Here is a 14,917-nt window from a genome sequence, read left to right as displayed (position 1 = left end):
TTATTATAATTTATAAATATAAAAACGGAATTAATAAAAACATTATTATGAAGTTATTAATCTGTTCAGTGAAAATTATAGCAGATAACGGAAGGAGGCAAATTGATATGAGTAAATGTTCTTAAAATGTATACATTTTTATATCAAAAAATTCATAAATAAAAACCAGAAAGGCTATTGTAATTTGAAATGACATCCTGTATACTTCTAATTAGTTGATAACGATTATCACTATCAACTAAAACATTACTCTTCGTTATGTTGGTCATACCCCTTTTTGACGACGTGAGTCAGAGATGAATGTTGAAATATCTTGTGTCCTATTCTACAGAATTATGGTAATCTCCAACCTCAACTTATATGCGTAAGCATGCAAAAAAAGGATCCTATCCGTGAAGGGATCCTTTTTTGCATGTTGTCGCAATTAATGTATATAGAGCGGGTATACGCTCTTCAGTTCCTTCGGGTGCAGTAGAAGGGAAGACCCATTTTTGATGAGATCCGTGTTCTTCAATCAATTTTTCAACCTTGAAATTTGTTTCCGCCATTGCTGTAATAATTTCTCCTAGTGTCCAGCGCCGAATTTTTGTTCTTGGTAAGGCTTCTTTCTGTGATTCCGTAAGGAGAATACTATAAGCTACGTCATCTTCAATAAGTTTCTCATCGAAATAATTTCCATTTGCTCGAAATGATGGATGATCTATTCCTAATAATTTTGTATAAACGGGATGATAGTCACGCAGTATAAATGTCCCATCTTGTTTTAGTAAGTGAGAGATTATATGAAAGAGTGGCTTTAAGTCTAAAAAGTAATGGAGCACGCCAAGTTCCAGTAACACGATATCAAATGATTGGGATAGATTTAAATCTAGTACATCGGAAATGATATATTGAATAGAGACTCCAGCAGCCTCTGCTAGTTCATTGGCATATTTCGCATTACTTGCTGAAATGTCTACAACTGTTACATCGGCTCCTAAAAGGGCAAGAGCAACTGCTTTATTGCCTTTTGATCCGAGTAAATTAATAATACGCTTTCCTTTTGGAGATTGTATGTAGGGTAAATAATGATCTACCTCGCGTATTGGATCTTCCATGAGCTTTTTCGCATAATCCTCTGGCGCCCCGTGGCGATTTGTCCAAGCTTCATAAGCAGCTGCGTTCCAGCTTTTTTCATTTATCGTGCTTAGTTGCTTTTGATTCAATTTTATCACTCCTTTTGTGAACATATAGTTATTCGGTGATTGAGTAGGATTTCCTGTTTTTTTAAAAAGTTTGATTTTTCTGTTATTAAGTCGTACAATACGTGTTATACATAAAAGCGTTGAAAAGGAAAAGTAGAATGAAAACATTCTTTCCAGAGAGCTTCGGTAGCTGAGAAGAAGCAAGAATATTCATTTGAACAATGGCCTTTGAGCTTCGTCCTGAACTTATCAAATGATAATAGTAGGCGGCGACGAGAGTTGGTACTCGTTATCAAAACCACAGTATAAGAGCATATAGCTCCGTACTTGTTAAGGTTAGTTATGTGAATGACTGACGAAATAAGGTGGTACCGCGACTGTTTATACAGCCCCGCCCTTATCTTTTTTAAGATAGGGGCGGGGCTTTTTATATTTTAAAGGAGGAATGTAAGATGAGTATTTTTATTGGAGGCGCTTGGCCGTATGCAAATGGTTCGTTACATCTTGGGCATATTGCTAGTTTGTTGCCAGGAGATATTTTAGCACGTTATTATCGGGCAAAAGGTGAGAGAGTGTTGTATGTTTCAGGAAGCGATTGTAATGGAACGCCAATTGCAATTAGAGCAAAACAAGAAGGGGTTACAGTAAAGAAAATAGCTGATCAATATCATGAAGAATTCCAGCGATGTTTTCATAATCTTGGTTTTACGTATGATTGCTATACACGTACAGATAGTGAGCACCATCATGAAACTGTTCAAAAAGTCTTTTTGCGACTATTAGAAGAAGGTTATATTTATAAAAAAGTAGTTGAACAAGCTTATTGCGAAACGTGTACGCAATTTTTACCGGATCGATATGTAGAAGGTATTTGTCCACATTGTCATGAAGGGGCGAGGGGTGATCAATGTGATGCTTGTTCCGCTATTTTAGATCCACTCGATTTGTTAGAAAAGAAATGTAAGTTATGCGGTAGTACGCCATCAGTACAGGAAACAGAGCATTTCTATTTTGCATTGCATAAATTTCAGCAGCAAATTAAAGAGGTTGTAGAAATTGCAAAGCAGAAAGGAACATGGCGCGACAATGCAATTCAATTAACAGAGAGATATTTAAAGGAAGGATTACAAGATAGGGCAGTGTCACGTGATTTACCAATCGGGGTACCAATTCCAGTGGCAGGATATGAAGATAAGAAAATTTACGTATGGATTGAAGCTGTGACAGGATATTATTCAGCGAGTAAACACTGGGCTGAAGAAACAGAGAAAGCTGATCAAGAGTTTTGGGATAGAGATGCGAAAACATATTATGTACATGGTAAGGATAATATTCCGTTTCATTCAATCATTTGGCCAGCGGTATTACTTGGAATAGGAGAAGAAGCGATCCCGCGTCATATCGTTTCGAATGAGTATTTAACAGTAGAAAAAAGAAAGTTATCGACAAGTAAAAACTGGGCAGTATGGGTACCTGATATATTGGAACGCTATAATCCAGATTCTATTCGTTACTTTTTAACAGTAAATGCACCAGAAAATCGTGATACTGATTTTTCATGGCGTGAATTCATTTACAGTCATAATAGTGAACTATTAGGCGCATACGGGAATTTTGTGAATCGGACGTTGAAGTTCATTGAAAAGTATTATGATGGCATTGTGCCAAAAGCAAATATTAATATGGAGCTGAGAGATAAGGTAGAAGGATTATATAAAGGTGTAGGAGAAACAATTGAACAAACTAAATTTAAGGTGGCATTAGAAACAATATTTGATGCAGTACGCTTTGCAAATAAATACTTTGATGAAAAGCAGCCTTGGAAACAAAGAGAAGACGACCCAGTTTCATGTGAAGAAACGATTTGTAACTGTGTTTATCTTATCGCTAATTTTGCACAACTGCTTGAACCATTTTTACCGTTTTCAAGTGAAAGAGTTAGAAATACATTATCGAGTGTTAAAGTAAATTGGGAACCTCAAAATACGTTGCCAAACCGAATTGATAATGTGCGGCCATTATTTGAGCGAATCGATGTAAAACAAATTGAACATGAGGTAGAGAAGTTATATGGAGCGGTAAAGTGAAATATAAGGAAAAGACCTTTCAAATAAATGAAAGGTCTTTAGTTATGCAGTAGGATTCTCTTTTTTATCTTTTAAAAAGAAAAGTACAGCAAGGATTACGAGAATAATAGCTGCAATATCATATGTTATCTTGAATGTAGTATTAAAGTTTAAGTACTCTGCTAATGGAGTTTTCACTGCTCCTGCATATATGCAAATGGGAATGAGGAGCAAGTCGTAAAATTTCTTTTCTTTCATATATCTTATTAGGAAGAAGATACACATAATAGCAAACCACGCTATGCTTAAAATAGTCATTTATACCTCCAAATAGATTTACTTATTTTAAAATATATACCGTATTTTAACTTCATTTGCATTTTTGTACAAGTATCTAATTTTCACGCATTATGCTCTTTTCCTTTCCTAGCTGTAAGCAGTTGTGGTGTGAAAATACCAAACAATATAAAAATAATACCAAGCCACTGCATAGGTGATACAACTTCATGAACGAGTGTAATGGAAGCGATAATTGCTGTTGGTAATTCAGCTGCACCTAATATTGTACCAAGTCCCGTTCCGACTTTTGGTACCCCAATTGAAAAACAAATGACAGGTATAATAACCCCGAACAATCCAAGGAAGAAAGCATATTTCCATAGGCCTGTTTGTAAGGCACCATCTGTTAAAAAGGTAGGCGGGAAAAATAAGCATACAATAAGAGTAGCACTCGTTGTCATAAGAAAGCTTTTCGTATAAGGCGGAACATCTGTAGCAACGCGCCCGCTTACAAATACATAGAATGAGAAAGAGACGGCAGCTAATAGTCCAAAAATAATACCTTTCGTAGAAAAGTTTTGTCCAAGACCTTCAAATACTCCACCAGCAAACAATGTACCAGTAAATAAAATAATAATAGATATAACTTTTTCACGGCTTGGGAATGTTCGATTCGCAATCGCTTCGATGACTACACCAATCCAAGTGAACTGAAAGAGTAAAACGACAGCGATAGAGGCTGGCAGCTCTTCTACAGAAATAGCATAGAAAATACCTGTCATACTCATTGTTGTGCCGACTATTAGTAACGAAAAGAATTGTTTTTTTGATACTTTATGACGTGAAAAGAAAAGAACGAGTAAAAGTAGTCCAATCCATCCGAAGACATATTGTCCTCCTAGTAGTTGGTGTGCTGAAAATCCGTCGATGAATCCGAGTTTAAAAATAGTTGAAAGTACGCCGTAGCTACAAGCGCCGAATAAAACTAGTAATGAATACTTAAATTTCTCCATGTGAAAACCTCCTTATATAAAGTGAAACTTTAATCAGTGGGGGTTTTGTTCATCCCCCACTGATTATCAGCCCGACTCCCACCTAACTTCTTTGCTCCAGCCGAATTTTGAGGTGGGAGTTTTACTGCCCGGCAAATAGCGGGATAAATAAAAAACGCCCGTTATCCTAATAAGGACAACGGGCGAACGAAACAGAGTCAGAGACTCTACAAAATTCCGCCACTCATACGAAGTATGAGTTTGGGGTATGAAATTATAGTAGTAGTTTACATTGTTTTTGGAAAGACAATTGAGCATTTTACACCTTGAGGTGTGTTTTGTATTCCATAAGGAAACTGATGTTTATCTAGTATTTGTTTTACAATATATAATCCAAGACCGCTACCTTGTACTAAACCGTTGTTTCCAGGATTAGCGCGATAGAAAGGCTCAAATAAATGAGCGAGTTTGTCCTCATCAATTTGTGAACCTGTATTTAATACTTCTAATGCGTAACCGTTTGGTTTTTCATAAAGCTTTATATATACATGCTGACGATCGATTGTATAGTGAATTGCATTTGAAATAATATTAAAAATAGCAGTTTGAATAAATTTAGGATCAGCTAAAATTTGTACGTCTTGTTTAATATTAGATTGAACATTTAATTGCTTTACTGATATAAAATAATCTACTTTCTTCATAACGTCCTCAATGATGTTAGATAGTGAAATAACTTCTAAATTCGGTTTGAATTGAGGATTTTGTATTTTGGATAATTCTGATATCTTTTCCGTTAATACGTTAATATCTTGCATCATCTCGTAGGAACGTTTTAAGTATTTATCTCTATCTTTGTAAGCACCGATTCCGTGAATCATGCCATCTATTTGTCCCATAACGGCTGCGATAGGTGTTTTTAATTCATGGGATACCATAGACATAAATTCTTTGCGAGATTGTTCTAATTGTTGTTCTTTCTTGAGCTCATTTCTTAAATCTTTATTTGTTTCATGTAGATTCTTCACAATGGTTGGGACTTGTGAAGCGGCTACTTGCAAATTAAAATCTGTTTGATCTGTATTTTTGTTAGGTGATTGTTGATCTGAAAAGTCCAGATTTATAATATCTTTTAAAGTATCACTCATATATTGAAAAGGTTTGGCAATTAGTTTGGCATAAACTAAAGAACCGAGCAGAGATAATACAAGCATTGTTGCACCAATATTTGGAGCTAATTGTTGCAAGGCATCTGCTAAACTAGGATTATCATGTGTTTCGTTTGTTTTCTTTGCTGTATTTTGTGTATGTAAGGAATCAGTGTTAGCGGCTGTTTGTTCCGCTTTAGTATGTGATTCAGTTTTGTTACTTTCCTCCGAAAGATGTGCTATATTTTCTTTTGCTTTTGTAGTTTGGCTAGGTTGCAAAAGATGATTAATAGCAGTAGAGAGTGTTTTGAAATCTATAATAGATGACTGGAAATTTGAGATGCTACTCTCTGAAACAACTTTATTCCGTTCTCTTTTATTTTGTTCGTTTTTCGGAACTGAATCCGCATGTTCTGCAGTTTGAGTTTCAGGGTTTTTCGCATAATGCCCTTTATCATAGTTTAAAGCTAGAAAATAAATGATTTGATAAAAACAAATTGATAAAAGAACACAAAACAATAGGGTTTTGATGAAAATATTTTTGGTGATGTTATCCTTGCTATGCTTCGATTTTGTAGCCAATGCCTTTCACCGTTTTAATATAAGTAATCCCTAATTTTTTCCTTAAATTTTTAATATGTGTATCTATAACTCTTACATCACCATAATGTTCATAGCCCCATACCTTATTTAACAAATCACTTCTTGATAATACTTTTCCTCGATTTTGTAACAACGTATATATAATCTCAAATTCTTTAGTTGTTAGTTCAATTTGATTACCATGAACATAAGCTGCATATGCTGTGGAATTTAACATCAATTCATGGAATTGTAGTATAGTTGCAGTTTCGGCTTCCTTCGTTGTTGTCCTTCTTAATACAGCTTCTACGCGTTTAATAAATACCGTGTAATGGAACGGTTTCGTAATATAGTCATCAACGCCCAACTCAAACCCTTTAATTTCACTCTCTTCATTATGTAAGCCTGTTAACATAATGATTGGTACATCAGACTGTCCTCGCATAATTTTACAAATACTATAACCATCTATATCTGGTAACATTACATCAAGGAGGACAAGGTCGTATGAGTTTTTTTGGAAAAGAAGAATACCCTCCGTTCCAGCGCCAACTACATCAACGGTAAAATTTTGGGCAGTTAAAAATTCACGAATAAGTTCTTGTATATCTGGGTTGTCTTCAATCACCAGTATATGCGTCATAGTAACACCTCCTAAATAACGCTTTTTACTGCAATATTCGAATTCATCATTTTTCGGATGACTCAGGTTGTATATACATATAATAAGCCCCCGCTATAAAATAATCATAAAAGTAGCAAGGGGAATTGTTTATTGGACTGAATATTTCAGGATCACAGTAGTTCTATTATAGTATGCAATGTGAAATTTATAAAATATTATAACTGTATAATTTTAATATCTATGTTTATTAATGTTTTTATGCTATTTAGTGCAGTCTACTTTCATTATATATGCAAGTAGAGTTGTTTAGCTACTGTAAATGAATAAATAAAATAAGCCAAGATATAAAATTCTTGGCTACATGTAAATCTTGTTCATAGGTTATTTTACAGTGACAGTGGCACGTTCGTGAATACGTTCAAATAACCAATGTATATCATTGTTATACATGCGAATACAGCCAAGTGTTGTAGCTTTACCAATCGCTTGATTATTGTTATTCCCATGAATCGCATACGTTGTTCCGTATGTTCCTGCCATATTTAATCCGAGCCAACGGTCACCAAGTGGATTACGTGGATCGCCGCCTTTAATACGCCCTGTATAATAAGGACGGTTTTTAATTTTGTTTACCACTTGAAAAGTACCTTTAGGTGTAGGTGTTGCTGTTTTGCCAGTAGCGACAGTGAAGCTTTTTATAAGCTTTCCATTTTGATAGAAATCCATTTTATTTAATTTCGTGTCAACGATAAGTTGTTCGTTAGTTGAAGCTGCCTCTGCAGATATATATGGAACAGTTAAAAAAACTAACGATAACATAATAGTTACTAGTAATTTTTTCATTGATATTCTCCTTTTACTATTTTAGTAGTATTACATACAATGAATTTGTAATCCTCGTAATGCTTGATGTACGTTTTCATTTAGTGATTCAAAAAAAGTAGTAATTTTTGTATTATGTTTGTTGTTTTTATCAATGAGCAATCTTTCATTTAGTAAAAGCTCACCGTGTAGTCCGAAGCTCTGTACTTGAATACTCATTTCATCTTCTGTTTCAGAAATCATAGGTAAAAAATAGTGAAACGCTTTCGTTGGAATGATATAACTTTTTCCAATCATGCTTTCTTGATTAGAATTAGTCCATTTTTTCGTGACAATTTTAATATTCTTTTTAGAAACGACAAAAGATAGCGTTGTGGATTTTGTTAAACTTACGTCAAATTCATTTGTTTCACATATGTGTAAATTAAAAATCGTTTCATTTGGATGAGATTCAACATTTTTATTAATAAAATCATGCATTTTATAAGCTTCCATTCTTATTCTCCCTTTTTTCAATTTCAGAAAACGACTTATATTTATTCAATTTAATGTTTAGGTAATATAGTAATTAAACTTTTCAACAAATTCCGATATAATCTTACAATACATATATGAAGCTAATATGAAGTTAGTATGAGTTTGTTATGGTTTTTTATAGAGAACAAAATGAGGCGATTTCCGAGTGCTGAAAACGGGATGACATCTATCTCTAGCCATTGCAATAGATAGGCGTCATCCCGTTTTAAAACGATAATTTATATAATTAAATAAAGAACAGAAAACTTTAGCATGAGCCTTACAAAAATGTAATAAAAATGTAAGCTATTGTGATAGTTATTTCGACAATTTTTTTATACAATAATAGTAACAACTTGTACGTGAATGAAAGGGGAGATGACATGGAATGGGTTCATGAATTATTTCAGCAATACGGGTATTATGTAGTACTTGTAGGCTTGCTGTTAGAATATATTGCACTTCCGTTTCCGGGAGAGCCAACATTAGCATATGCGGGATTTTTAGCACAGAAGGGTGATTTAAGTTTACCTATTTTAATTATTTTATCCTTTATTGGGACAAGTGTAGGAATGACGATCCAATATTTTTTAGGGAATAAGCTTGGTATGCCTTTTGTTCAAAAATACGGGAAGTACGTATTTTTAACACAAAGAAAAATTGATTTAACGAGAATGTGGTTCGATAAGTATGGATATTTTCTAATCTTTATTGGCTTCTTCATCCCTGGTGTACGTCATTTTACAGGATACTTTGCAGGTATCATTAACTTACCGTTTCGCCGCTTTGCGATTACAATTTATTCAGGTGCTTTATTCTGGGTATCATTCTTCTTAATTGGTGGCTACTGGCTAGGTGGTAACTTACATGATATTTTCGGAGTACTGGAAGATAATATCGGTAAAATCATCTTTGGAGTAGTTGTAATTGTAGTAATCACGCTGAGCGTTCGTTTCCGCAAACAGCTAAAACGAGTATTCGTACAAAACGCAAGTTAATATGAAATCCATTCTATGTCAGAATTTAGGAAGGCAGTGCAAAAGCACTGCCTTTTTATTTTATCCCGCTATTTGTGGGAGTCGGGCCACCCGTAAAAGCCCGATTGGTGCGGGCTGATAATCAGTGGGGGATGAACAAAACCCCCACTGATTAAAGTTTCACTTTATGTTCCAATCTATTTTCAGTTTCCCTTTTAACTTATTTCCGCTAACTATAATGTAATAAGTTCCTGTCTTAATTGCCGCAAATTGGTATGTATTAGGGCCGTTTGAAGCTAAATAGTTTTCTTCCTCTTCAAATTCACTAGCCATTCTTATGTCTCTCATGTAGCCATTTGGATTTTCAGATGGTGATTCAACGGTAAATTCTAATATGTCACCCCGTTTTAGTTCAATTGGGACTTTATGTTCACCGCTAAAATGCTGAAAAGATGCTTCGAAAGAGTTTTCTGTTTTTGTTTCGATCCATTGTTCTTTTGATGTTCCAATCTTTGCTAGATCGATTAAGTTGATTGTGATAAATATAATAAGCATAATGCTTGGCACGAAATATTGTATCCAATTAAATTTTGTTGCTATGACTGTACATAAGTAGAAAAAAAGAGAACATACTGCTCCAATTGAACCGAGGAACAAGAACTGTATTAGAGCAGCTTCTTTAAATATTAGGAAGGGAAGAAAGAATAAATAGCCGCAAAAAATATAAAGGCATAATCTCTTAAGTCTTGTATGTGTTTTTAAGTTCAATTTATCGATGCAAATAGAGCAAAAAATTGCATATAAAGCAAGAAGAGGAATGAAGGGAACATATAGTAATTCCCGTAATCCAGCTAAGAAACTATATAGTGTTTGTTGACTAGTTGTTAAGAGAAGTGTGCTAATAAGTAATAATAACAAGAAAGTTGCTGTTAGCTTAGTAAGAATGTAAGAAAAGGTAGATGTTTTATTCATATGTCACCTCCTTTGTTTAATATTTCACATTCATTATATAGGTTATTTGCATCATAATAAATCCTTATTTTTGTCAATTATTAACGTCAAAATGACAATGATAATTGACATTTATCAGGATATTATTTACAATTTTAATTAAATAAATGAAAAAGAGGTAAGACATGAAGCTTCAAAATCGAGTGAGGGAATTGCGAGCAAAGCATCGTTTATCACAAGGGGATTTAGGGAAAGCGATTGGCTCATCACGGCAAACCATTAGTTTAATTGAGCGTGGGGATTATGCGCCGTCTATTGTATTATCGCTAAAAATCGCACAAATTTTTGGAGCGCCGGTGGAGGAGATATTTACGTTAGTGGAGGGGGAAGACGAAAATGAAGAGTAAGGCGAAGGGGAAAATGTCTGCTATATTTAAGCTGTTGGTAGGAGCGATATTTGGTGGATTTATAGGGTATGTAATAGGAGATATTGCTACAGCTGGTACTAGCAAAATATCTCCTGTTATTAGCATTATTATGATGAGTGTATTCGGTATAGCGGCTATGTATTATATTTGGAAGCGTACAAGAGCGCTCGCACAAACGAAAGATGAAGAGGATAATGTTAAGGGACGAAGATTAGGAATAGTACTTATTTATCTTCGAATAATGGAAATTGTTATTCCATCATGGTTTGTTTGCTCAGTTATTGCTTTTTACCGAACGTATACAGGTGAGGGGAACTTATTCTTTGTGAGTGTAAGTACAGTGGCATCTGCAGTATGCTTTATTGCTATAACTTGGTTAGGATTTGCAATGAAGAAAAGGTATAACAATCTATATCCAGAACAGAGTGTCACGTATTCTCAGTCAATGGAAATGTGGGCGAAGAATGCAGATGAAGGGCAAAAGCAAATCGTTCATGAAGCCGGATATAAGGCATATCAATATACAAATATGACACTTGTTTGTGCGTGGTTTGCGGCGATTGCGTATGCACTTTTAGACGGAAAAGATTTCTTTATGGTCATTATGATTTCGTTCGTTTGGGTATTACATGTTGGAACATATATGTATGAAATGCATAAAAAGATGATTTATTGAGGGGAGAAAAGCGTTGGACATTTTAAGAAGACCTGCTTTTTCAATGTTCGTTGCCTTCGTTTTCTCCGCTTTATATGGGTTCATTCGAATAGAAAAAGTACAGCAAATTATAGAAATATGGGCCTTTTTCGGGATTGCATTGCTAGTGTTAGCTATTCATGAATTAGGGCATGTAATATGTGGTTTGATAGTCGGTTTGAAATTTAAGTTTATGACAGTAGGGCCTATTACTGTTCAAAAAGAAAAGGGGAAAATACGAATTCGAGAAAATAAAATATGGATGTATGTTGGTGGCGTTGCAATGTTAGTGCCGCCTTCCACACAAACACCGAACCTTTCAAGAAAATGGGCATGGATGACTTTAAGCGGACCGTTAACGAGTTTCGTATTTGGCATTGTATCAGGTTACATATATATGGTGAGTTATTACCACATGCTTTTATACTTTTCTGTGTTACACCTTGCAATCTTTGTCGTCACAGCAATTCCAATTAAGGGAACGCTATTAAGCGATGGCATGCAATTCCTCATTTTAATTAAAGATGATGAAAAGGCTAGAGAGCATTTATACACGATTCAAGTATCGAGTGAGTTATTTAGTTACAAAAGACCGAAAGATTGGGATGAGAGATTAATAGAACTTAGTGAGGAAAAATTAAAAGAGGATAAAAGTATAAGCGAGATAATGAGTGGACTTATGCTCGTCTTTTATGCCCGAGCTGATCAAGAGGGAATGGAAAGGGCGATACCGTATGTAGAACAAATTGTTCAACTACCTGTAACGAAAGAAAATAAATTTTTCGTTAGTATCTTTCATAGTTGGTATCTTTTATATAAAGTACTGTATCAGGAGGAAAGTCTTTCTCTGCAAGAAGCGAAGGAACATGCAAAGGCAATTACAAAAATGGACTTAAATGGGTATTACCGCACACAAGGAATTGTTAAATATTTAGAGGGTGATTTAGAAGCTTCACGCACTTATATGAGGAAAGCTGATAAAGAATTGAAGAGCACTGAGAAGAGTGAAATAGGATATTTACAATTAGAGAGAGAATGGTTTGAGCAGTTGAAGGAGAGGGTATCTTACGATGGGTGAGGTATCCTCTTTTCTATATGTAATCTTATGCCGTTCCGTAAAAAGCTTGGGGCGAGTAAAATGAGGTAAGAAGAGCAAAGCTTGGAGGAATTATATATGGAAATTTTAGCGATTATTTTGTTAGTCTTGCTCATTTATGCTGTTTTTAAAGTGACGTATGTGGCATTAAAGATACTTGCGATTCTTGTAGTTATCTTTTTAATTGTGGAGTTCGGTAGTAAGTTGCTTGGGGGATAGGGTATGTTGTGCTTTAGGGATGTCGAACGATGTCGTTAAATCGATATCCTGTGTTGAAACGTCGATATAATGATATATTCCAGGAAGTACTATGCGGGGTATATGAGGTGATCTAAAAAAGCTGGAAGAGTATCTTCCAGCTTAAGAGTTACTTTCAATTTGTTGACCATTTTCTTCTTCGTGGTCTTGTAATAGGTTGAATACGTCTGCTAGGCAGAATGCGATAAACCAAGTCCATAGACCGTGGAAGAAAGCTGAGCTTAATTGAAGTGGTAATGTATAGTTTGTCATTGAGTAGGAAATACATCCACCAACGATTCCGATCATTGTTAATAACATTGTTTTTTGAGCATTTTCTTCTGGATTGAAGAGGAAGAAAATGTATCCACCTAAAATTGAAGCGCTTACAAGCGTTTCGATTCCATTAAAAATGATATTCTCTCCAAGCTGGGTGTTTGTCCAGAAGCAGATCACACCGCCTACGATGGCAAACAGGACAGCTATTGTGTATCGTACATATTGATTCATATGTTCATCTCCTTATGTAGTAAGATGATTTGGAAGTCAAAAAGGTAGGTATAGTATATTGAAGTGAATTTTAGTTGTACGTATCTTTTTATAAAAAGATCAGTGAAGAATAACTAAGATGATCGGCTTTTTTTTAGCCGTTACGTGTATGGTGTCTGAAATATACCCGACTGCTCGTTTCTTTTTGCTTATAATAATAAGAGAAACTTCCAAGTCTATATACTCTTTTTTGTAAGTCTACTTTTATTATAACACATTTAGTGCCACAATAATAGAATTATCTGATTTTGTAATAAGTGTAAAAAATAAAAAGCGCAAGGAATTGTAGTTCCTTGCGCTTTTTTATATACGTTTGAAACGTCCAACGATTTCAACGGTTTCAGTAATATTCATAAATGCTCGATTGTCTACTTGGCGAATGATTCGTTTCATTTCGCCTAACTCGTAGCGAGTTACGACAGTGTAAATCATTTTCTTCTTATGGTTTGTATAGCCGCCGACAGCATCTACCATTGTTACGCCACGTATGCCGTGATGTAATAGTGAGCTTTTTATTTCCTCACCTTTTTCTGTAATTGTCATTATCGTTAATTTAATATGTTTTGTATGCACGGCATCAATTACTTTGCTGACTACAAACCGACTAATTAACGTATAAAGCGTAATATCCCATCCGAAAATAAATCCTGCTGCAACAAGTAAGATTAAGTTGAATCCAAAGATGATTGCTCCAATTGAAACATCGCGATGTTTCGCTACAATCAATCCAACAACATCAAAACCACCTGTTGAAGAAGCAAATCGGAATATGATTCCTGAGGCAGCACCGCAGATGACACCACCGAATACAGAAGAAAGTAAAATATCGTCTGAGACTTGGTGTACTGGGATAATGTTCATCGCTAAAGATGATACAGCTACAAAGTATGCCGTTAAAAAGGTTGTCTTCTTACCTAAGTAAAAGTGACTTAAAATAAGAAGCGGAATGTTTAGTAAAAAGATAAGTGCTCCGATATTGTAGTGCATTAAATAACCGATAATCATCCCTACACCAGCGAACCCACCGCTAATCATATTATGCGGGATAAAAAACATATTCATAGAAATTGCATACAAAATAGAAGCTATAAAAATAACAACTAGCTGTATGATAAATTCTAAGTGAAATGTTTTAGCTGCTGGGAAGGATAAAAAGGCGGTGTCGGGAACGTAATCGGCGTCTCCTAGTTGACCCATAGTATGTTTCATCTCCATATTCATTTTTGATTACAAGAAGAGAATAAAGCTTTTTTCAAAAACTGGCAATAGTTTTATTATAATGCAAAAATTTTATAAATTTCTAAAAAATTAAACCTATTCAAAGATACGTGTGAATATACTAAAGAAAGCGAATACATTGGTTTTCTAGCATAATTTTTTGAGAAAATATGCAAAAAAACTTTTGAGAACAAAAGGAAATAGAGAATGTTTGTTGAATGTGCTAAAATGACTTTATTAAGGATGTGAAGCGATGGAATTTTTATTGCAGGATGCAATTCTATATATATCGTTTGTAACGACAGCGCTTTGTGTATTAGAAGTCTTTTTTCTTGCTAACGTTTCTCGCTTTGTGCGTCAGCAAGCATCGAGCGGTAGACAGAGAGCTTTTAAACTAGTTGATACGTGTGAAGAGGGTACAAGAAATGTACCGCTATTTTCTATTTTTTATAAATATGGAATGATTCGTTCTGTCCGCAGACAAGAATCGAGCGGAGAGAGTGACGAGGTAGGTCCGTATACACCAATGTTTCGCTAATTAATTACGAAACAT

General features: G+C 34.8%; 17 protein-coding genes and 1 other annotated feature. Of the genes, 7 read left to right on the top strand and 10 right to left on the bottom strand.

Annotation, left to right across the window (positions count from 1 at the left end):
* Positions 1–386: 386 nt before the first annotated feature.
* Complete coding sequence (locus tag CQZ94_RS11845) at positions 387–1,205, bottom strand: class I SAM-dependent methyltransferase (protein WP_105585545.1); 819 nt, start codon at positions 1,203–1,205, stop codon at positions 387–389.
* Between the two features lie 110 nt (positions 1,206–1,315).
* Positions 1,316–1,586: a binding site (T-box leader), on the top strand.
* 50 nt (positions 1,587–1,636) lie between these two features.
* Here CQZ94_RS11845 and metG point away from each other — a divergent pair.
* Entirely contained in the window at positions 1,637–3,271 is a 1,635-nt protein-coding gene (gene metG, locus CQZ94_RS11840) for a methionine--tRNA ligase (RefSeq protein WP_105585544.1), read from the top strand.
* A 42-nt stretch (positions 3,272–3,313) separates the two neighbouring features.
* On the opposite strand, the gene CQZ94_RS11835 is transcribed toward metG, so the two are convergent.
* The 6 genes from CQZ94_RS11835 to CQZ94_RS11805 all read right to left on the bottom strand — a co-directional run bounded on the left by CQZ94_RS11835 (position 3,314) and on the right by CQZ94_RS11805 (position 8,193).
* Positions 3,314–3,568 carry a hypothetical protein gene (locus CQZ94_RS11835; protein WP_105585543.1) on the bottom strand — a complete coding sequence of 85 codons (255 nt, stop codon included), beginning with the start codon at positions 3,566–3,568 and terminating at the stop codon, positions 3,314–3,316.
* An 83-nt stretch (positions 3,569–3,651) separates the two neighbouring features.
* A complete protein-coding gene (locus CQZ94_RS11830) occupies positions 3,652–4,542 on the bottom strand; it encodes an EamA family transporter (protein ID WP_105585542.1) in 891 nt (296 codons plus the stop codon).
* A gap of 266 nt (positions 4,543–4,808) precedes the next feature.
* Positions 4,809–6,251, bottom strand: a complete 1,443-nt coding sequence (locus tag CQZ94_RS11820; RefSeq protein WP_105585540.1) for a sensor histidine kinase — start codon at positions 6,249–6,251, stop codon at positions 4,809–4,811.
* Entirely contained in the window at positions 6,229–6,894 is a 666-nt protein-coding gene (locus tag CQZ94_RS11815; RefSeq protein WP_002124171.1) for a response regulator transcription factor, read from the bottom strand. The genes CQZ94_RS11820 and CQZ94_RS11815 overlap by 23 nt, the downstream gene beginning before the upstream one ends.
* A 363-nt stretch (positions 6,895–7,257) precedes the next feature.
* Positions 7,258–7,719 carry a L,D-transpeptidase gene (locus CQZ94_RS11810; protein ID WP_105585539.1) on the bottom strand — a complete coding sequence of 154 codons (462 nt, stop codon included), beginning with the start codon at positions 7,717–7,719 and terminating at the stop codon, positions 7,258–7,260.
* A 30-nt stretch (positions 7,720–7,749) separates the two neighbouring features.
* Complete coding sequence (locus CQZ94_RS11805; RefSeq protein ID WP_105585538.1) at positions 7,750–8,193, bottom strand: DUF3978 family protein; 444 nt, start codon at positions 8,191–8,193, stop codon at positions 7,750–7,752.
* A gap of 404 nt (positions 8,194–8,597) precedes the next feature.
* Here CQZ94_RS11805 and CQZ94_RS11800 point away from each other — a divergent pair, with 404 nt between their 5' ends.
* On the top strand, positions 8,598–9,212 hold the full coding sequence (locus CQZ94_RS11800) for a DedA family protein (RefSeq protein WP_105585537.1): 615 nt from the start codon (positions 8,598–8,600) through the stop codon (positions 9,210–9,212).
* Positions 9,213–9,371: 159 nt separating this feature from the next.
* Here the strand turns inward: CQZ94_RS11800 and CQZ94_RS11795 are convergent, their stop codons facing one another.
* The gene (locus CQZ94_RS11795) at positions 9,372–10,163 is read right to left on the bottom strand and encodes a PPC domain-containing protein (RefSeq protein ID WP_105585536.1); all 792 of its coding nucleotides are present in this window, start codon (positions 10,161–10,163) and stop codon (positions 9,372–9,374) included.
* Positions 10,164–10,327: 164 nt separating this feature from the next.
* On the opposite strand from CQZ94_RS11795, the gene CQZ94_RS11790 reads away from it, so the two are divergent.
* From CQZ94_RS11790 to CQZ94_RS11775, 4 genes are all read left to right on the top strand, one after another.
* Positions 10,328–10,549 carry a helix-turn-helix transcriptional regulator gene (locus tag CQZ94_RS11790; RefSeq protein ID WP_105585535.1) on the top strand — a complete coding sequence of 74 codons (222 nt, stop codon included), beginning with the start codon at positions 10,328–10,330 and terminating at the stop codon, positions 10,547–10,549.
* Positions 10,539–11,246: a DUF3169 family protein gene (locus CQZ94_RS11785; protein ID WP_105585534.1), complete on the top strand. Its 708-nt coding sequence runs from the start codon at positions 10,539–10,541 to the stop codon at positions 11,244–11,246. Before CQZ94_RS11790 ends, CQZ94_RS11785 begins: the two co-directional genes overlap by 11 nt.
* Before the next feature lie 13 nt (positions 11,247–11,259).
* Entirely contained in the window at positions 11,260–12,342 is a 1,083-nt protein-coding gene (locus CQZ94_RS11780) for a M50 family metallopeptidase (protein WP_105585533.1), read from the top strand.
* A 96-nt stretch (positions 12,343–12,438) separates the two neighbouring features.
* Positions 12,439–12,579, top strand: a complete 141-nt coding sequence (locus CQZ94_RS11775) for a DUF3985 family protein (RefSeq protein ID WP_002124182.1) — start codon at positions 12,439–12,441, stop codon at positions 12,577–12,579.
* A 141-nt stretch (positions 12,580–12,720) separates the two neighbouring features.
* Here the strand turns inward: CQZ94_RS11775 and CQZ94_RS11770 are convergent, their stop codons facing one another.
* Together CQZ94_RS11770 and CQZ94_RS11765 are read right to left on the bottom strand one after the other, a co-directional pair.
* Positions 12,721–13,107 (bottom strand): DUF3938 domain-containing protein, encoded by a 387-nt coding sequence (locus CQZ94_RS11770; protein ID WP_105585532.1) that lies wholly within the window; start codon positions 13,105–13,107, stop codon positions 12,721–12,723.
* A 342-nt stretch (positions 13,108–13,449) separates the two neighbouring features.
* Positions 13,450–14,343 carry a YitT family protein gene (locus CQZ94_RS11765; protein WP_016096587.1) on the bottom strand — a complete coding sequence of 298 codons (894 nt, stop codon included), beginning with the start codon at positions 14,341–14,343 and terminating at the stop codon, positions 13,450–13,452.
* A gap of 274 nt (positions 14,344–14,617) precedes the next feature.
* Here CQZ94_RS11765 and CQZ94_RS11760 point away from each other — a divergent pair, with 274 nt between their 5' ends.
* Entirely contained in the window at positions 14,618–14,902 is a 285-nt protein-coding gene (locus tag CQZ94_RS11760) for a hypothetical protein (protein WP_002015967.1), read from the top strand.
* Positions 14,903–14,917: the final 15 nt, after the last annotated feature.

The sequence above is a fragment of the Bacillus sp. MYb209 genome (genome assembly GCF_002975175.1).
Lineage (GTDB): Bacteria > Bacillota > Bacilli > Bacillales > Bacillaceae_G > Bacillus_A.
Note: the sequence above shows the minus strand (reverse complement) of the source record. Positions and strands in the feature narration are given on the sequence as shown.

Excerpts from the sequence above, each read along its gene's own strand:
- CQZ94_RS11805 (WP_105585538.1), bottom strand. The coding sequence starts at position 8,193 with ATGGAAGCTTATAAAATGCATGATTTTATTAATAAAAATGTTGAATCT.
- CQZ94_RS11795 (WP_105585536.1), bottom strand. The coding sequence starts at position 10,163 with ATGAATAAAACATCTACCTTTTCTTACATTCTTACTAAGCTAACAGCA.
- CQZ94_RS11770 (WP_105585532.1), bottom strand. The coding sequence starts at position 13,107 with ATGAATCAATATGTACGATACACAATAGCTGTCCTGTTTGCCATCGTA.
- CQZ94_RS11775 (WP_002124182.1), top strand. The coding sequence starts at position 12,439 with ATGGAAATTTTAGCGATTATTTTGTTAGTCTTGCTCATTTATGCTGTT.
- CQZ94_RS11790 (WP_105585535.1), top strand. The coding sequence starts at position 10,328 with ATGAAGCTTCAAAATCGAGTGAGGGAATTGCGAGCAAAGCATCGTTTA.
- CQZ94_RS11835 (WP_105585543.1), bottom strand. The coding sequence starts at position 3,568 with ATGACTATTTTAAGCATAGCGTGGTTTGCTATTATGTGTATCTTCTTC.
- CQZ94_RS11815 (WP_002124171.1), bottom strand. The coding sequence starts at position 6,894 with ATGACGCATATACTGGTGATTGAAGACAACCCAGATATACAAGAACTT.
- CQZ94_RS11760 (WP_002015967.1), top strand. The coding sequence starts at position 14,618 with ATGGAATTTTTATTGCAGGATGCAATTCTATATATATCGTTTGTAACG.
- metG (WP_105585544.1), top strand. The coding sequence starts at position 1,637 with ATGAGTATTTTTATTGGAGGCGCTTGGCCGTATGCAAATGGTTCGTTA.
- CQZ94_RS11765 (WP_016096587.1), bottom strand. The coding sequence starts at position 14,343 with ATGGGTCAACTAGGAGACGCCGATTACGTTCCCGACACCGCCTTTTTA.
- CQZ94_RS11800 (WP_105585537.1), top strand. The coding sequence starts at position 8,598 with ATGGAATGGGTTCATGAATTATTTCAGCAATACGGGTATTATGTAGTA.
- CQZ94_RS11785 (WP_105585534.1), top strand. The coding sequence starts at position 10,539 with ATGAAGAGTAAGGCGAAGGGGAAAATGTCTGCTATATTTAAGCTGTTG.
- CQZ94_RS11810 (WP_105585539.1), bottom strand. The coding sequence starts at position 7,719 with ATGAAAAAATTACTAGTAACTATTATGTTATCGTTAGTTTTTTTAACT.
- CQZ94_RS11830 (WP_105585542.1), bottom strand. The coding sequence starts at position 4,542 with ATGGAGAAATTTAAGTATTCATTACTAGTTTTATTCGGCGCTTGTAGC.